This is a genomic window from Enterococcus sp. M190262, assembly GCF_005843965.1.
In the GTDB taxonomy this organism is placed as follows: Bacteria; Bacillota; Bacilli; order Lactobacillales; family Enterococcaceae; genus Enterococcus_D; species Enterococcus_D gallinarum.
Genome location: NZ_CP040461.1, coordinates 1,738,435 through 1,756,263, shown reverse-complemented (window position 1 = coordinate 1,756,263; position 17,829 = coordinate 1,738,435). Strand labels below are relative to the sequence as shown.

At 40.5% G+C, this 17,829-nt stretch carries 5 protein-coding genes; 2 read left to right on the top strand and 3 right to left on the bottom strand.

From position 1 onward, the window contains the following. Positions 1–16 precede the first annotated feature (16 nt). Positions 17–1,234 carry an accessory Sec system protein translocase subunit SecY2 gene (locus FE005_RS08205; RefSeq protein WP_103300955.1) on the bottom strand — a complete coding sequence of 406 codons (1,218 nt, stop codon included), beginning with the start codon at positions 1,232–1,234 and terminating at the stop codon, positions 17–19. 263 nt (positions 1,235–1,497) lie between these two features. Here FE005_RS08205 and FE005_RS08200 point away from each other — a divergent pair, with 263 nt between their 5' ends. Both FE005_RS08200 and secA2 read left to right on the top strand, forming a co-directional pair. After that, positions 1,498–1,953: a hypothetical protein gene (locus FE005_RS08200; protein WP_138371630.1), complete on the top strand. Its 456-nt coding sequence runs from the start codon at positions 1,498–1,500 to the stop codon at positions 1,951–1,953. A gap of 41 nt (positions 1,954–1,994) precedes the next feature. Next, positions 1,995–4,364: an accessory Sec system translocase SecA2 gene (secA2, locus tag FE005_RS08195; protein ID WP_138371629.1), complete on the top strand. Its 2,370-nt coding sequence runs from the start codon at positions 1,995–1,997 to the stop codon at positions 4,362–4,364. Between the two features lie 136 nt (positions 4,365–4,500). Here secA2 and FE005_RS08190 read toward each other — a convergent pair whose 3' ends face one another. Both FE005_RS08190 and glf read right to left on the bottom strand, forming a co-directional pair. Continuing rightward, positions 4,501–16,455 carry a KxYKxGKxW signal peptide domain-containing protein gene (locus FE005_RS08190; RefSeq protein WP_138371628.1) on the bottom strand — a complete coding sequence of 3,985 codons (11,955 nt, stop codon included), beginning with the start codon at positions 16,453–16,455 and terminating at the stop codon, positions 4,501–4,503. A gap of 159 nt (positions 16,456–16,614) precedes the next feature. Continuing rightward, positions 16,615–17,727 carry a UDP-galactopyranose mutase gene (glf, locus tag FE005_RS08185; protein WP_138371627.1) on the bottom strand — a complete coding sequence of 371 codons (1,113 nt, stop codon included), beginning with the start codon at positions 17,725–17,727 and terminating at the stop codon, positions 16,615–16,617. Positions 17,728–17,829: the final 102 nt, after the last annotated feature.

The window sequence follows — 17,829 nt, the reverse complement described above, 5'->3', positions numbered from 1 at the left end:
TGCCTCCTAACATCCTCTAAAAAATCCGGTAAGTGCGTCTGGAAAAGAGGAAGCGTATTTCATTTGTGATAGTTTCTAAAATAATGATCAACATAAAAATACTTCCAAAATAAAAAGCTAAGTTGGAAATGATCTGATTTTGCAACCCAATCAATAACGGAATCATTGAAATGATCACAAGATAACTGTTGCCAAGCAATGCAACCGTAGATAATCGCTTCAATATATATCTCTCCGTCTGTTTACCAGGTGCAATATTTAAAATATAGTCTCCTGTCTCTTTAAGATTTTTGGCTATATCGTAAGGTCGAACGTTAATAAAACTAAATCCATAACCTAAAACATAGAGAATCAGACCATAAGTGAAAACACCCCGCACATTATTAAATGAAAAGTAAGTCGTAATAAAATTCGAAAAGCCTGTGTCTCCCCACTTTTCATTCAAGAGTAAAAGCTGCGGCATTGAAAAGACGGTTACCGCAAACATAAACGGCATCGCTCCTGCAGGCAAAAGACGAATGGGAATATACGAATTGTTGAAGCGACTATCAATACCTGTCCGTTCAATATTGATGCGGTATTCTGCACTGTAAAGGAAAAGCGTTAGATAAATAAAGATTAAAGTCACTATAACCAAACCAATCATAAAATTTTGACTCAAGTGGACGGATTCTGTTTGTCCCGAAATTAACATAGCTGGGATGTTCATCAATAGACCTGGAACGATAAACAAGCTTTGACCACCGATTCCTTTGTCGATATTGATATCGGCTAGCCACGCAACGAACAATCCTCCAGCAGTCAAAATAAGGACTGCTCCTAAAAACAACAGGACAACGGATCCCCCAACAGCTTTTTGATCGATCATTGATGAACGAAATTTTAACACTAATGCGCAACTTTGAAGGACAGCAAATAAAAGAGTCAAACAACGTTGAATATAGCCGATTCTTTTTGTGGAAAGATTTCCGATACTTTCTGTATCAATCATGCTGATCGTTGTCCAGATGATCAGAGCAGTCATATACGGTCCCATTCCTAAAGAAAAAAGCGTTGGAACAGTGAAATTTCCACCGGTTGATGTTGCTAAGAATTTCAGAATCAAGCTAGTTGATTCCTCTGGTATCTTTTCTGAAATAAAAAAAGGAATCGGAATATGCTTTCCTATCTCAACGATGAACAACAGGAAGAAACTCGCGATGATCCTACGAATGAGTTCTTTTTGATTCTTCATTTTCATCTCCAATTTTTCTTACTTTTTTTTCATCTGTAAGGATTAACAAAATAATAGCAAGTTTAAATCCCCCTTTTTTATTTGTTTTTTTGTTGAAACGAAAAAAAAAATGAAAAGGTGGTGTTAGTCATTGTGGTATCATCGTTTTAAATTCAAATAAGAAAACAACGCTTCATTTTTAGATGATCATCTGAGAATGACGAGGATTGGAAAAAAAAGGGGAGAAAATTCCGTAGAAACATCCCCAAAAAGAAGGATTTCATATGAAGAAACTAATTGAACTCATCATACCTCTTGTTTTGCTGTTAGGAGGTATCTTTTTTTTGAAAGATACTTTGACGAATAATGAAACACAGACTGTAGAATCAAGGACTCCTGACAATGAACCTAGTCCTAGATTAGACTTGAAAGCTGTCGTTTTACGGACTGAAGATACTTTGGAGGTAGCTGATCAAGAGTCCATCTATCATGGGAAATTTCCCTACTATAATATGGACACCACCAAAACCTATACGTTTTCCCTTCACTTCGTAACAAGTTCTGGTGAAGCGTTGCTTGATCAAAACAAGGAACCACTTATTGCATCCAAAAAAATGAAACTAGCTGCTCCGAAGGGAAAAATCGTCTTTTTTTTAGAAGCCAATGATTTGATGCGGGATTATCTTTTTGAACTAGAGGACGTAATGATTCGTGCTAAATTAGCCAGTAACACAAATTAATCTGCTAACACTATCAATTTTTTGGGGAAGGATCAGCAAAAATGAAAGATAAAAAATTTCGCAAATATATGCGGTTAGCGAGAAAGGTTCAAAATCTCGCAGACAAGTATCGGCAATTGTCGGATCAAGAATTACAAATGCAAACTATTCTTTTTCGTCAACAACTCGAACTAGGAAAAAAGTTAGAGAGTATACTCCCACAAGCCTATGCTGTAGTTGTCGAAGCAGACCGTCGTGTCTTAGGAATGGAACCTTATTTTGTCCAAATTCTTGGCGCGATTGCTCTTTTTTATGGCAATGTTGCTGAGATGAAAACCGGTGAAGGAAAAACATTGACAGCCACCATGCCGATGTACTTACACGGTCTGGGAGGCAAAGGAAATTTTTTGATTACTTCCAATACCTATTTAGCATTGCGGGATATTGAGGAAACCGGGAAAGTCTATCGTTTTCTAGGACTAACCGTGGCTGCTGGAGTCCCCGAACATGAAGATGAAGGAGAAGAAGTCGACAAAGAGGTCGTCTATGCAGCAGACATTGTCTATACTACCCATAGCGCATTGGGATTTGACTACTTGTTTGACAACTTGGCCGTTTCTCCAGATGAACAATACGTTACCCACTTCAATTATGTACTGATTGATGAAATTGATGCAATATTACTCGATATGGCTCAAACACCATTGATCATTTCAGGAGCTCCCAAAGTCCAGTCCAACTTTTTTACGCTATCTGATTGGTTTGTAAAGAGCCTGATTGAAGGGAAAGACTACCTAAGGAGCGAAAATAAGCGCCACGCCTGGTTTACAGAAACAGGTATTCAAAAAGCAGAAGACTATTTAGGTATCGAAAACATTCTTTCAGAAAAATGGAAAAATCTTTACCGCCATTTAGTCATTGCCTTGCGGGCCAATTATCTCTTGCACTTAAACAAAGACTATGTTGTAGAAGACAATGAAATTCTTTTACTTGACGAAGCAAATGGGCGCAAGTTGATCGGAACAAAACTACAAGCTGGGCTTCATCAAGCAATCGAAGCCAAAGAAGGGGTAGAGATCACCACGGAAAGCCGATCCATGGGCTCCATTACCTATCAGAATCTCTTCCGAAAATTCAAGATTTTATCCGGAATGACCGGGACAGCCAAAACAGACGCTGACGAATTTCGTGAAACTTATAATATTGACGTAATCGAAATTCCAACGAATAAACCCATTCGCCGAAAAGATCATCAGGACCTTGTATATGTTACCAATCAGTCAAAGATCATGGCTTCTTTAGAAGCAGTAAAAAATGCTTTGATCCAAGAACGTCCCGTTCTGATTGAAACAGGATCGGTCTCAATGTCGACTTTATACTCTCTGATTCTCTTAAAGCATCGAATTCCTCATAACCTTTTAAATGCTACAACAGCGACCAAAGAATCCTGGATCATCTCAGAAGCGGGCAAAAAAGGGGCCGTAACAGTAGCCACTTCAATGGCTGGACGCGGTACAGACATTAAACTTGAACAAGACGCGCGGGAAAACGGCGGTCTGTTAGTAGTTGGAACCGAACGAATGACCAGTGACCGAATCGATAATCAGCTGCGGGGGCGCTCCGGACGTCAAGGAGACCCTGGTGATAGCATTTTTTATGTATCCATGGAGGATAAAATCGTTGTTGAAAGTGCACCTAAATGGGCAGCCCAGGAACGAGAACTATTAACTGAACAAGAAAAATCAGCCAATGGTTTCAAGCCATTAAAAAAGAAAAAATACAATAAATTGATCAATCAGTCTCAAAGCAATCGTAAAAATCAAGAAATTGCTGGACGTCAAACAACGCTAGAATTTGACTCAATCATCACCATTCAAAGAGACAAAATGTACAGCATGAGGAACAGTATCATGACAGGCACGCCAGTTGAGTTAGAAAAAATCTTCAACAAATGCATGGAAGAAGTAATCAATCAATTCATCACTAAGAAAGAGAATCTAAATAAACAAGCGATCCTTGATTTCATCTTTAATAATTTGGACTATAATTTTGATATTTTTGAAATCGAGAAACTGGATAAATTTAATAAACGAACCGTCAAAAAATTCTTATTAGCTCTGATTTCAGATCGTTTGACTCACATTCAGCAATTCATGCCGGACAGTTTCCAGCAGCTGTTCTTCAAGCGAATTGTTCTTTTAAAAGCGTTGGATACTCTTTGGATCGAACAATCAGACAACTTGCAGCAATTGAAAACAGTCATCAATGGAAGAAACTGGGGACAACACCGTCCCATCTATGAGTTTCAAGTAGAGGCACACCGTTCTTTCACTCAAATGCGTGAAGCAATTTATCTAGAAGCAATCAGAAATTTATTATTATCCGAGTTGGTAAAAACAGAAGATGGTTCATTCGATGTTGAATTTCCATAATCGGCTATAGCGAATAAAAAAGCGTCACAGTTAGGCAAATCTAACTGTGACGCTTTTTTATTGAGTAGTAACACTTCTATCATTTTAGAAGAGCTAGGAAATTTATCCCAGCCCTTCATAAACTGAAAGGAACTGATTAATCCGTTTCACGCTTTGCTGCATCTTTTTTCTTTTTCATTAAAGCAATCGCAGCTAACAGCGCGGCAATTCCAGCAAGAGACATTTGACTACCGCTTGCATCAGATTCACCAGTCTTAGGAAGAGTGGCTCCAGTCGCATGTCCCCCCACTCCTATGTTGCCTTGTGACGTTCCTGTATTTCCATTCGTTGCATTATTCTGCTCGGAATTTGTAGGAGTTGAAGTAGATCCGCTGATTGATGCACTTTCTGAAAGTGAATGATCTTGACTAGTTGATTGTGATTGTAGTTCTGAAAGACTTTCAGACAAACTATTACTATGATAGTCACTGACGATTTCAGAGTTGACATCACTTGTACTTGTACTTAACGAAGCAGATTCACTAACGCTTGTACTTTCGCTGATTGATTCGCTTGCGCTCATAGAGAGGGAGTCCCGATCAGAAGCACTAAAGCTTTCACTCAGACTAGCAGAGTTGCTAGCACTTGTACTATCGCTTGTAGAGCCAGATTCACTTGTCTCAGCACTGCTTGACATTGAGTCACGTTCGCTATCGCTGATGCTTGTGCTTTCGCTAGCTGATTCAATCACATCCAGGCTTTCACTTGTTGAGTTCGAATCACTCACACTTGCACTATTCGACATTGAATCACGTTCACTGTCACTAATGCTTGTGCTTTCACTGACGGATTCACTCGTACTTGTACTTTCACTCGTTGAATTCGAATCACTCACACTTGCACTATTCGACATTGAATCACGTTCACTGTCACTAATGCTTGTGCTTTCACTGACGGATTCACTCGTACTTGTACTTTCACTCGTTGAATTCGAATCACTTACACTCGCACTATTCGACATTGAATCACGCTCACTATCACTAATGCTTGTGCTTTCGCTAACGGATTCACTCGTACTTGTACTTTCACTCATTGAATTCGAATCACTTACACTTGCACTATTCGACATTGAGTCACGTTCACTGTCACTCGTACTTGTACTTTCACTGGCTGATTCACTCATACTTGCACTTTCGCTTTGACTAATCGATGTGCTTTCACTTGCAGAAATTGACTCACTTGTACTGAAACTGCGGCTTTCTTCCGTAGAAATACTTGCGCTTTCAGACTCAGAATCACGAGTGCTGGAGCTGTCGCTTATACTCTCAGAAGCAGAGACTTGGTCGCTAGTGCTCATTGATTGACTCAAACTTGTACTGTCACTTGCACTAACCGATTCAGAATCTCGGAAACTTTCACTCGTACTAATACTTTCACTAATCGAAGTTGATTCGCTAGGTGAAACCACCGTACTATTCCGCTCGCTTTCGCTAGTACTGATGCTGACGCTAACTGATTCACTTATACTCGAACTTTGTGAATCACTTGTTGAAGCACTCACACTTTGAGACTCAATCACTTCTTGTTTTTCGCTAAGCGACGTACTGATTGATGCCGATTCGCTTAGACTCGTACTAATTGATTGTGAGGTGCTAGTGCTTTCACTAGCACTTGCTGAGACAGAATCATTGGTACTTGTACTGTCACTTGTTGAAAGGCTAGAACTATTCGATCTTGAATATAGATCACTTAAGCTGTCACTTGCACTAGCGCTATTGCTGATTGATGTGCTAGCACTATCACTCGTGCTGAAACTACGTGATTCGCTTGCACTTTCAGATCTAGATACTAAATCACTTTGGCTCGTGCTTAAACTTAAGCTGTTACTAATCGATGTGCTGCCGCTATAGCTCAGGCTGTCACTTCGCGATTCACTCGCACTCTCTGATCTAGATAGTAAATCACTTAAGCTAGTACTTGCACTCAAGCTATCACTGATTGAAGTGCTCATGCTGTTGCTTACACTATCACTCCGTGACTCACTAGCACTTGTTGATTGAGAGTTCATTTCACTTAAACTTAAGCTAGTACTGCTGCTTCCGCTAAAGGAAGTACTTGTGCTTTGACTTAAGCTATTGCTCCGCGACTCACTGGCACTGGCTGAACGAGATAGTAATTCGCTCAAGCTAGTACTGCTGCTTTCACTCGTACTAATTGACGTGCTGCTGCTATAGCTGACGCTATCACTCCGTGACTCGCTGGCACTTACTGATTGAGATAGTTGTTCACTTAGACTTGTACTAGAGCTCAAACTCGTACTAGCTGAAGTACTATTACTGAAACTATTACTTAGACTATTACTTAAGCTAATCCCTTCGGAAAGCGAGTCGCTTGTCAATTGGCTCAAGCTAGTACTCAAGCTGGTACTGTTGCTCATGCTAGTTGACGATGAATCACTCAATGAAATACTAGTACTTGTGCTGAGACTCAGACTTGCAGAAGTACTACTGCTGTAGCTTTGACTTTCACTTGCAAATGATCTACTTTCTGAAAGACTATCGCTATTGCTCAAGCTTGCACTGATTGACAACGAGTCACTGATTGATGTGCTGATACTCAAACTTTCGCTCATACTTACAGAAGCACTATTACTAATACTTGTACTATCACTAGTGCTTGCACTAATGCTTGCTGAGGTACTACTGCTGTAGCTAGAACTGTCACTAGTACTTTGACTAATACTTGCCGAAGTACTGCTGCTATAGCTTTCACTCATACTAGAACGTGAATCACTGATTGACGTACTCATACTATTCGATTCACTGTTGCTGATACTTGAACTAATTGAAGCAGAATCACTGACTGAAGTGCTGACACTTGTGCTCAGGCTCAAGCTGGCTGAAGTACTACTGCTATAACTTTGACTTTCACTAGCCCGCGAATCGCTAACTGACGTACTTGTACTTGTTGATTCACTAATACTTGCACTAGTACTACCGCTGTAGCTTGCAGAGTCGCTCGCACTTTGTGAAACCAAACCACTAGTACTCAATGAGGATGAATCACTGATTGATGTGCTTACACTTGATGATTCGCTGTTACTGATACTTGTGCTTACAGATAATGAATCACTTAGCGATGTGCTTGTACTTATCGAGTCACTGTTACTTACACTTGTGCTGCCGCTATAGCTTGCAGAATCACTCGCACTTAACGATGCGGAAATACTTGTACTTACAGATAATGAATCACTGATCGACGTACTTGTACTTGTTGATTCACTGTTGCTTACGCTTGTACTTAGCGACGAAGAATCACTTAGTGACGTGCTTTCGCTTGTGGACTCGCTATTACTTACGCTCGTACTACCACTGTAGCTTGTAGAATCACTCGCACTTAATGATGCGGAAATACTTGTGCTTACTGACAATGAATCACTGACTGACGTACTTTCGCTTGTCGACTCACTGTTACTTACGCTCGTACTACCGCTGTAACTTGCAGAATCACTCGCGCTTAATGATGCCGAAATACTTGTACTCAATGAGGATGAATCACTGATCGACGTACTTGCACTTGCTGATTCACTATTACTGATACTTGTGCTTACTGATAATGAATCACTGATCGAAGTGCTTGTACTTGTTGACTCACTGTTACTTACGCTCGTACTACCGCTGTAGCTTGTAGAATCACTCGCACTTAGTGATGCCGAAATACTTGTACTCAATGAGGATGAATCACTGATTGACGTACTTGCACTTGCTGATTCACTATTACTGATACTTGTGCTTACTGATAATGAATCACTGATCGACGTACTTGTACTTGTTGACTCACTGTTACTTACACTTGTGCTCAATGATGATGAATCACTGATCGACGTACTCGTACTTGTCGATTCGCTATTACTTACACTTGTGCTACCGCTGTAGCTTGCAGAATCACTCGCACTTAGTGATGCGGAAATACTTGTGCTTACTGACAATGAATCACTGACTGACGTACTTTCGCTTGTCGACTCACTGTTACTTACGCTCGTACTACCGCTGTAACTTGCAGAATCACTCGCGCTTAATGATGCCGAAATACTTGTACTCAATGATGATGAATCACTGATCGACGTACTTGTACTTGCTGAATCGCTGATACTTACGCTAGTGCTTAGTGATGATGAATCACTGATTGACGTACTTGTACTTGTCGAATCACTGTTGCTTACGCTCGTACTACCGCTGTAACTTGCAGAGTCGCTCGCGCTTAATGATGCAGAAATACTTGTGCTCAATGAGGATGAATCGCTGACTGACGTACTTGCACTTGTCGAATCACTGTTGCTTACGCTCGTACTACCGCTGTAACTTGCAGAATCGCTCGCACTTAGTGATGCAGAAATACTTGTGCTCAATGATGATAAATCACTGATTGACGTACTTACGCTTGTCGACTCACTGATACTTACGCTCGTACTACCGCTGTAACTTGCAGAATCACTCGCACTTAGTGATGCCGAAATACTTGTACTCAATGAGGATGAATCACTGATTGACGTACTTGCACTTGCTGATTCACTATTACTGATACTTGTGCTTACAGATAATGAATTACTGATCGACGTACTTGCGCTTGTTGAATCGCTATTACTTACGCTCGTGCTTAGTGATGATGAATCACTCATTGACGTACTTGTACTTGTCGAATCACTGTTACTTACGCTCGTACTACCGCTGTAACTTGCAGAATCGCTCGCACTTAGTGATGCAGAAATACTTGTGCTCAATGATGATGAATCACTGATCGACGTACTTGTACTTGCTGAATCACTGATACTTACGCTAGTGCTTAGTGATGATGAATCACTCATTGACGTACTTGTACTTGTCGAATCACTGTTACTTACGCTCGTACTACCGCTGTAACTTGCAGAATCGCTCGCACTTAATGATGCCGAAATACTTGTGCTCAATGATGATGAATCACTGATCGACGTACTTGTACTTGCTGAATCACTGATACTTACGCTAGTGCTTAGTGATGATGAATCACTCATTGACGTACTTGTACTTGTCGAGTCACTGTTACTTACGCTCGTGCTGCCGCTGTAGCTTACAGAATCGCTCGCGCTTTGTGATGTCGAAATACTTGTGCTCAATGAGGATGAATCGCTGACTGACGTACTTTCGCTTGTTGAATCGCTACTGCTTACACTTGTGCTGCCGCTGTAGCTTGCAGAATCACTCGCACTTAATGATGCGGAAATACTCATGCTTAGAGACAGCGAATCGCTGATTGATGTACTTGTACTTGTCGAGTCACTGTTACTTACGCTTGTGCTGCCACTGTAACTTGCAGAATCACTCGCACTCAGTGATGTTGAAATACTTGTACTCAATGACATAGAGTCACTGATTGACGTGCTTACACTTGCGGATTCACTATTACTAATACTTGTACTTACAGATAATGAATCACTGATCGACGTACTTGTACTTGTTGATTCACTGTTGCTTTCGCTCGTACTACCGCTGTAACTTGCAGAATCACTCGCACTTAGTGATGCCGAAATACTTGTACTCAATGAGGATGAATCACTGATTGACGTACTTGCACTTGCTGATTCACTATTACTGATACTTGTGCTTACAGATAATGAATTACTGATCGACGTACTTGCGCTTGTTGAATCGCTATTACTTACGCTCGTGCTTAGTGATGATGAATCACTCATTGACGTACTTGTACTTGTCGAATCACTGTTACTTACGCTCGTACTACCGCTGTAACTTGCAGAATCGCTCGCACTTAGTGATGCAGAAATACTTGTGCTCAATGATGATGAATCACTGATCGACGTACTTGTACTTGCTGAATCACTGATACTTACGCTAGTGCTTAGTGATGATGAATCACTCATTGACGTACTTGTACTTGTCGAATCACTGTTACTTACGCTAGTACTACCGCTGTAACTTGCAGAATCGCTCGCACTTAATGATGCCGAAATACTTGTGCTCAATGATGATGAATCACTGATCGACGTACTTGTACTTGCTGAATCACTGATACTTACGCTAGTGCTTAGTGATGATGAATCACTCATTGACGTACTTGTACTTGTCGAGTCACTGTTACTTACGCTCGTGCTGCCGCTGTAGCTTACAGAATCGCTCGCGCTTTGTGATGTCGAAATACTTGTGCTCAATGAGGATGAATCGCTGACTGACGTACTTTCGCTTGTTGAATCGCTACTGCTTACACTTGTGCTGCCGCTGTAGCTTGCAGAATCACTCGCACTTAATGATGCGGAAATACTCATGCTTAGAGACAGCGAATCGCTGATTGATGTACTTGTACTTGTCGAGTCACTGTTACTTACGCTTGTGCTGCCACTGTAACTTGCGGATTCACTCGCGCTTAATGATGCAGAAATACTTGTACTCAATGAGGATGAATCACTGATCGACGTACTTACGCTTGTTGACTCACTAATACTTGCAGATGTTGATTCGCTAGCTGACGTACTCGTACTTGTCGAATCACTGTTACTTACGCTTGTGCTGCCACTGTAACTTGCGGAATCACTCGCGCTTAATGATGCAGAAATACTTGTACTCAATGAGGATGAATCACTGATCGACGTACTTACGCTTGTTGACTCACTAATACTTGCAGATGTTGATTCACTAGCTGACGTACTTGCACTTGTCGAATCACTGTTACTTACGCTCGTACTACCACTATAGCTCGCAGATTCGCTCGCACTTAATGATGCCGAAATACTTGTGCTCAATGATAATGATTCACTGATCGAGGTACTCGTACTTGTCGAATCACTGTTACTTACGCTTGTGCTGCCACTGTAACTTGCAGAGTCGCTCGCGCTTAATGATGTTGAAATACTTGTACTCAATGATAATGATTCACTGATCGAGGTACTTGTACTTGTCGAATCACTGTTACTTACGCTTGTGCTGCCGCTATAGCTTGCAGAATCACTCACACTTAATGATGCCGAAATACTTGTACTCAATGAGGATGATTCACTGATCGAGGTACTTGTACTTGTCGAATCACTGTTGCTTACGCTTGTGCTGCCACTGTAACTTGCGGAATCACTCGCGCTTAGTGAGGCGGAAATACTTGTACTCAATGACAATGAATCACTAAGTGAGGTGCTCAAGCTCGTTGACTCACTGATACTTACTGATAGTGAATTGCTTGCAGAAATACTTTCACTTGTTGAGTCGCTATTACTTACACTCGTACTGCCGCTGTAACTTGTTGATTCACTTGCACTTAGTGATGTCGAAACGCTGACACTCACTGAGGATGAATCACTAAGTGAGGTACTCAAGCTTGTTGAATCACTAATACTTACCGATAAAGAATCACTAGCTGATATGCTGGCACTGATTGAGTCACTGATACTTGTAGATGTTGATTCGCTAACTGACGTACTCACAATTGTCGAATCACTGTTACTTACGCTCGTACTACTGCTGTAACTTGCAGATTCGCTCGCACTTAGTGAGGTAGAAATACTTGTACTCAATGAGGATGAATCACTGATTGATGTGCTCAAACTGGTTGACTCACTGATACTTACTGATAGTGAATTACTTGCAGAAATACTTTCACTTGTTGAATCGCTATTACTTACACTCGTACTGCCGCTATAGCTGGCTGATTCACTACTAGACTCACTATTACTATCGCTAATGCTCAATGACATCGACGTACTAATTGAATTTGAGATCGATTCTGACTCCGATAAACTTTCGGATAAACTCATGCTTGCACTCAACGAATCAGAAATAGATTCACTTAAACTAATGCTTTCACTGAGGGAAGAAGAATCCGATTCACTGATAGCGACAGATAATGATTCTGATGCTGAAATACTTTCTGATACTGAGTCACTTTCTGACAGAGATAGTGACGTGGATTCACTTAGTGATTCCGAGAGTGAAACTGATACTGACTCTGATAAAGATAAACTTTCAGAATCACTTGTACTGTTGCTCAATGATCCAGAAACAGACGCACTTAAGCTGGAACTATCACTTTCCGAATCAGACTCTGATACACTAGCTGATATAGATAACGATTCTGATGCCGAAAGGCTTTCTGACATTGAATCACTATCCGATAATGAAATAGATGTTGAAATACTTTCAGATAGGGATTCTGACAACGATTCTGAATCACTAATAGAAATTGATAGAGACATTGATTCGCTTTCTGAAATAGATGTAGATAACGAACCACTTTCTGAGTCTGATACCGAAACAGATTCACTGATAGAAAGAGACGTTGACTCTGAGTCACTCAATGAAATCGAAACCGATTCTGAATCACTTAAAGAAGTTGAAGTAGAGATTGATGTTGACAATGATTCAGAAGTCGAGTCATTCATGTCAGATTCACTTTCTGAAATAGACGATGACACTGAGTTGCTCTCTGAATCTGATACTGAAACAGACGCACTAATTGATGTAGAAATTGATTCTAAATCACTAATAGAGATCGATTCTGATAATGAGTCACTTTCTGAAATTGATTGAGAAAGAGAAACACTTTCTGACTCAGAAGTAGAAGTAACAATGGATTCTGATAATGATTCGCTTCCCGAAATAGACTCGGACGTAGACAATGATACCGGGTCTTGTTCATAATTGACCGTAAACATCTGTGGCGAAGAATCCGTTTGAGATGCTCCATTGCTGGTAGTATCAAAAGTTTGATTGGCAGCCATAGCTTCCGCTAATGTATTGTAGACTACTCCATCTGGTCCTGTAACCGTATAGATATACCCGTTTCTCTCTAAATCTGCATCTGTCACCCCAAGAGTGAAACTTTCATTTGAAACACCGGAAGTACCATATTTTCCAACAGTGACAGTTCCTGGGATTTGCTCAAATGCTTCCCCTGTAGCAGGATCTGATTCAGGTTGATTATTACCAACGACACCGACTTCTTGATAGGATGGATAAAGAGTGATCGTAATAAATTGTTGATCACTGTCTGTTGTACTGCCATTATTACTAGTACTATCAAAAACAAATGTTCCAGTTTGATCTGCATAATAACCAGCTTGAGTTAGGTAATCCGCGATTAAGTCAGAATAGCTTAGTTCTTGACCAGTCGTCCCATTGATAGCAACTGTGCCAACTTGGTTTTGTAATGGACGGCCATCTGAATTAACAAAAGTTACATTGACAGTTTGTGTGTCTGCTGCAACGTAAATGGTTGTCAGACTCGCTTCAGTTCCAACTGTAGTAGATCCAGGCTGTACATTGCCATTCAATACGGCACCTGTTGCATAATAGTAACCTGGAGGCAAATTAGTCGAAGTATAGTAACTATTTGTCCAATCGATAACATTCCCATAGTTTGCAGGAATTCTATCTGTTCCGGAAGCTTCGGTACCAGCATTCATATACTCAGAAGAGATTACTTGACCAGTCTTAACGTCGACATATTGGTACTGAACCGAATGATTGGCAACACCATATACATAAATATTATAAGTATAATTTGTGTTCTCCATTGGAACAATCGCAACCGTCGCTTGCCCATAGCTGTCCCCATTATCGGCATTAGTCGTACTATCTCCGCCGCTTTGACCATCATTTTTAGCTGAACTAGCAACTTGGGTACCGATTGCCCACATATAATTTTCAGGCATTAACTCATTGGCATACTCCAATGTTTGCAAATCAAGATACTCACCAATGTAATTAACGTCTGGATCAATTGGCATATCAACAGTTTTAATAATATTGCCGTACTGATCAACATAATTTACGGTTACGGTTCCTGGCGCAATCGCAACAGTCGCTAATTCACGGGTAGAAGTGTCTACAATGTTAGATGTAGTAACATTTCCAGCCGTATCTTTAATAGTTGTTGTCGAACCTGAAATAGTCATTTCCACGAATTTTAAGTTACGGTTGCCTTCTGGAGCAGCGGTTTGGCTACTGCTGCCTTGCCATGTACTGATCTGAGAATTATTCATGACAAATGTTCCCGAACCGGTAATCAATCGACCTGCCGAAACAGCTCCTGAAGAAGTTAGACGGGCTAAGTGCAATGCCCGCGGTGAAATAAAGCGAACTGTTGCACCGGAAGCCACGTTCACAACAGTGTTGGCATTCCATTGTTGCAGATCAAGTACCGTTCCTGCATTAAATGTAACAACCGCTCTATTCGTGACGTTTAGCGAGTTGGAACCTACTGTACGAGTTGCCGTCATTTGCAGATTTTGACCAAAAGTTGCGGTTCGGTCATTTGATTGACTTCCCGAGTAACGAGAAAAATCGAGTAGCATTTGGAAACCGTCTTGTTTCCAAGTTACGTCATCTCCGACAGTAATTGAGTTAAATCCATAATAGACAAGGGGATAGTTGTTGCTGTTATAGGTACTAAGCTCGTTTCCAATAATTGTCGCGCCATCGCCCACTTTAAAGGTGTGATTGAATCCTGTATCACTCGCATTATTGCCACGGATTGCCATATAGTAAAACATGGAGTAACCGGTAGTACCAGCTGTCCGATTCAACTCTACATGGGCTCCGTTAGCGATTGCTACTTCACCAATTTGCATCAATTCTTGTTTGACATTTGCGATGACTTTACCTGATAAAGTAACGTGACTGTCCTCTGCATCCAGCAATCGTCGTGGTTGATAAGCGGTATCTGTCCCGCTAACACCATCTCGGCCTTCGAGAGTCACATTATTGATATTGAAGTACCAGTACCCATAACCTCCGGTTGCTGATCGTGAATCGATCACTCCATCTGCATTACCTGTGCCACTGTCTCCTGAGTTGGTACCTGATTGCCAATGAATCAAATTCACATCTGTGATCGTAAAGATAGAACCGCGAACTGTAGAACTTGTCCCTACATTAAATGCTGCTCCTGCCATATTGACTGTAAACCCATTACCGTCAATAATCACACTCGTTGCCCGCCATCCTAAATCACGGGTAGCCACATTGGTAGCTGCCGTAATATTAGCGGTTACCTCAATATAGGTAATCGAAGCATTTCCATATGCTGCTTTCAGCGTAGCCCAGTCATTCACTGCTGCATAAGTGCCATTAGCAATAGCTGTTTGCTTGTATAATTCCTTATTTTTCACTTGGTCCGGAACATCAACCGTCACCCCAGAAGGTGAATTGGTTTTGTTACCATCGTTGATTGCCTGCTCAAATTCTTCTCGGCCCATATCTGGATCCGCAGAAACATTGATTTTAACAATCTGCCCTGATTGGGTGGTGATGGCAAAACTAGCAATCAAATTATTGGCACTAGCATATTGTTGTGCTGCCCGAATCAAAGATGTGCTTGGTGATTTGCCATCTTTGACAACAATTTCTAATGCATTCGTCGTGGTGTCAACCGACGCTTGTACTTTCTTGGGTACTAATTGATCGAAGAGATCTTGTGCTTTTTGTGACTCCACTTTATTTTTTTCGGAAACAGTTTGTTTTGGTTGGTTCTTTTGACTTACTGAAGTTGAATGAGAGCCACTTGTCGATTGTGACAACGATAGACTTGTCGATTCTGAGGCACTTGACGACAATGAGCCACTTTCAGAAATCGAGGCACTTTCAGAGATACTCAAACTTTCTGATTCAGATCCGCTCTTCTCTTCCGAAAGACTCATTGATTCAGAAACACTTTGAGATGCCTCGATACTGGTAGCTTTGTTTTCAGTTTCTGAATCACTCCTACTCTGTGATTCTGTTACACTCGTTGACTCTGTCGCACTTTGTGACTGGGTGTTGCTTTCGGATTCAGAAAAACTTTCCGATGGACGCATGCTTTCAGATTGTGAAGTAGCCTCACTTTCTTGCGTCGATGAAGCAGGAATTTTGGCATTCGTTTTATTTGCCAAGACGTTCTCGGCATTTGCTTCTTTACTTGCATCTAAAGGCGGTGTGATTTCTGAAGCATGCGCCACGATTGGTGTGATACTCAATCCAGCAATGCCAGTAAAAGAAGTGATCGTTGCATAGACCCAATGTTTTCCGCTTTTATACATCTTGTAGCGTTCACTCTTATTGGAGCGTAGCAACTTTCGATAATTATTCTTTTTACTCATTACGTTTATTTTTCTCCCCTTTCATAAAACTATTTTTATAAGCTTCCCCTAGTCCTATTTTTAAAAGATAGGACAATTCATTATTTCATAACTAGTAAAAAAGTTACGTTTTGTCCCAGAATCGGGACAAAAAAAGAGCAACCTCTTCCATAAAAGAAGTTACTCTGCTTGAAATTCATGTTTGACTAGTTTTAAAGCGGCTGCAATCGTATCATCCATATCATAATAACGATAGTTTGCTAGACGCCCACCAAATAAACATTTTTTTTGCTGATGCGCTAATTTTTCATACTTGCGATACAGTGCATGGTTGATTTGATCGTTAATTGGGTAGTAAGGAATGTCTCCCTTCCGCCAAGTTTTTGGAAATTCTTTCGTGACAACTGTTTTTTTTGTCACAACTGGACAAAAATGTTTATGCTCAATGATTCGCGTATAGGGCGTTTGACTGTCTGTAAAGTTCATGACTGCTGTTCCTTGATAATTATCTGTATCATATGTTTCAGTTTCAAAATGTAAAGAACGATAGGCCAACTCCCCGTAACAATATTCAAAATATTGGTCAATCATTCCAGTATAAACAATCTTCTTGGTTGATGCTTCATGACGCGTACGGTCTGCAAAAAAATCAGTTTCTAAAGAAACTTCAATCAGTGGATTTGAAAGCATTTTTTGAATCATTTCTGTATAGCCCAATTTTGGAATGCCTTGAAAAGTATCCGTAAAATAATTGTTGTTAAATGTATACCGGACCGGCAGTCTTTTAATAATAAAAGAAGGTAGCTGAGCACATCCTCGTCCCCACTGTTTTTCCGTATAGCCTTTGATCAGCTTATGATAAATATCTGTCCCCACCAAAGAAAGAGCTTGTTCTTCTAAATTTCGGGGTCTTTTTATTCCTGTCTTTTCAATTTGTGCCATTAATTTGATGCGAGCTTCATCTGGTCTTTTGGTTCCCCATAATTGGTAAAACGTGTTCATATTGAAGGGGAGATTATATAGCTCACCTTTATAGTTTGCAATAGGTTCATGAATATAGGGATAAAAATCAGCAAACTGATTGACGTAGTCCCAAATTTTTTTGCTCGATGTGTGAAAGATATGCGCACCATATTTATGTATGTCAATTCCGACTTGTTTTTCTGTATAACAGTTGCCACCAATATGTGCTCGTTTTTCCAACATTTTCACCGAGTGTCCCCGTTTAGCTGCTTCATAAGCAAAAACCGAGCCAAATAGTCCTGTACCAACGATTAGATAATCATACGCCATGTATTTCTCCTAAATTTATTTTTTCTTTTATTATAGAGTTTCGCTAAACCAGAACTATAATTTCTTTTTTTAGAAAAAGAAAATAAAGAAGAAAAGACTGCT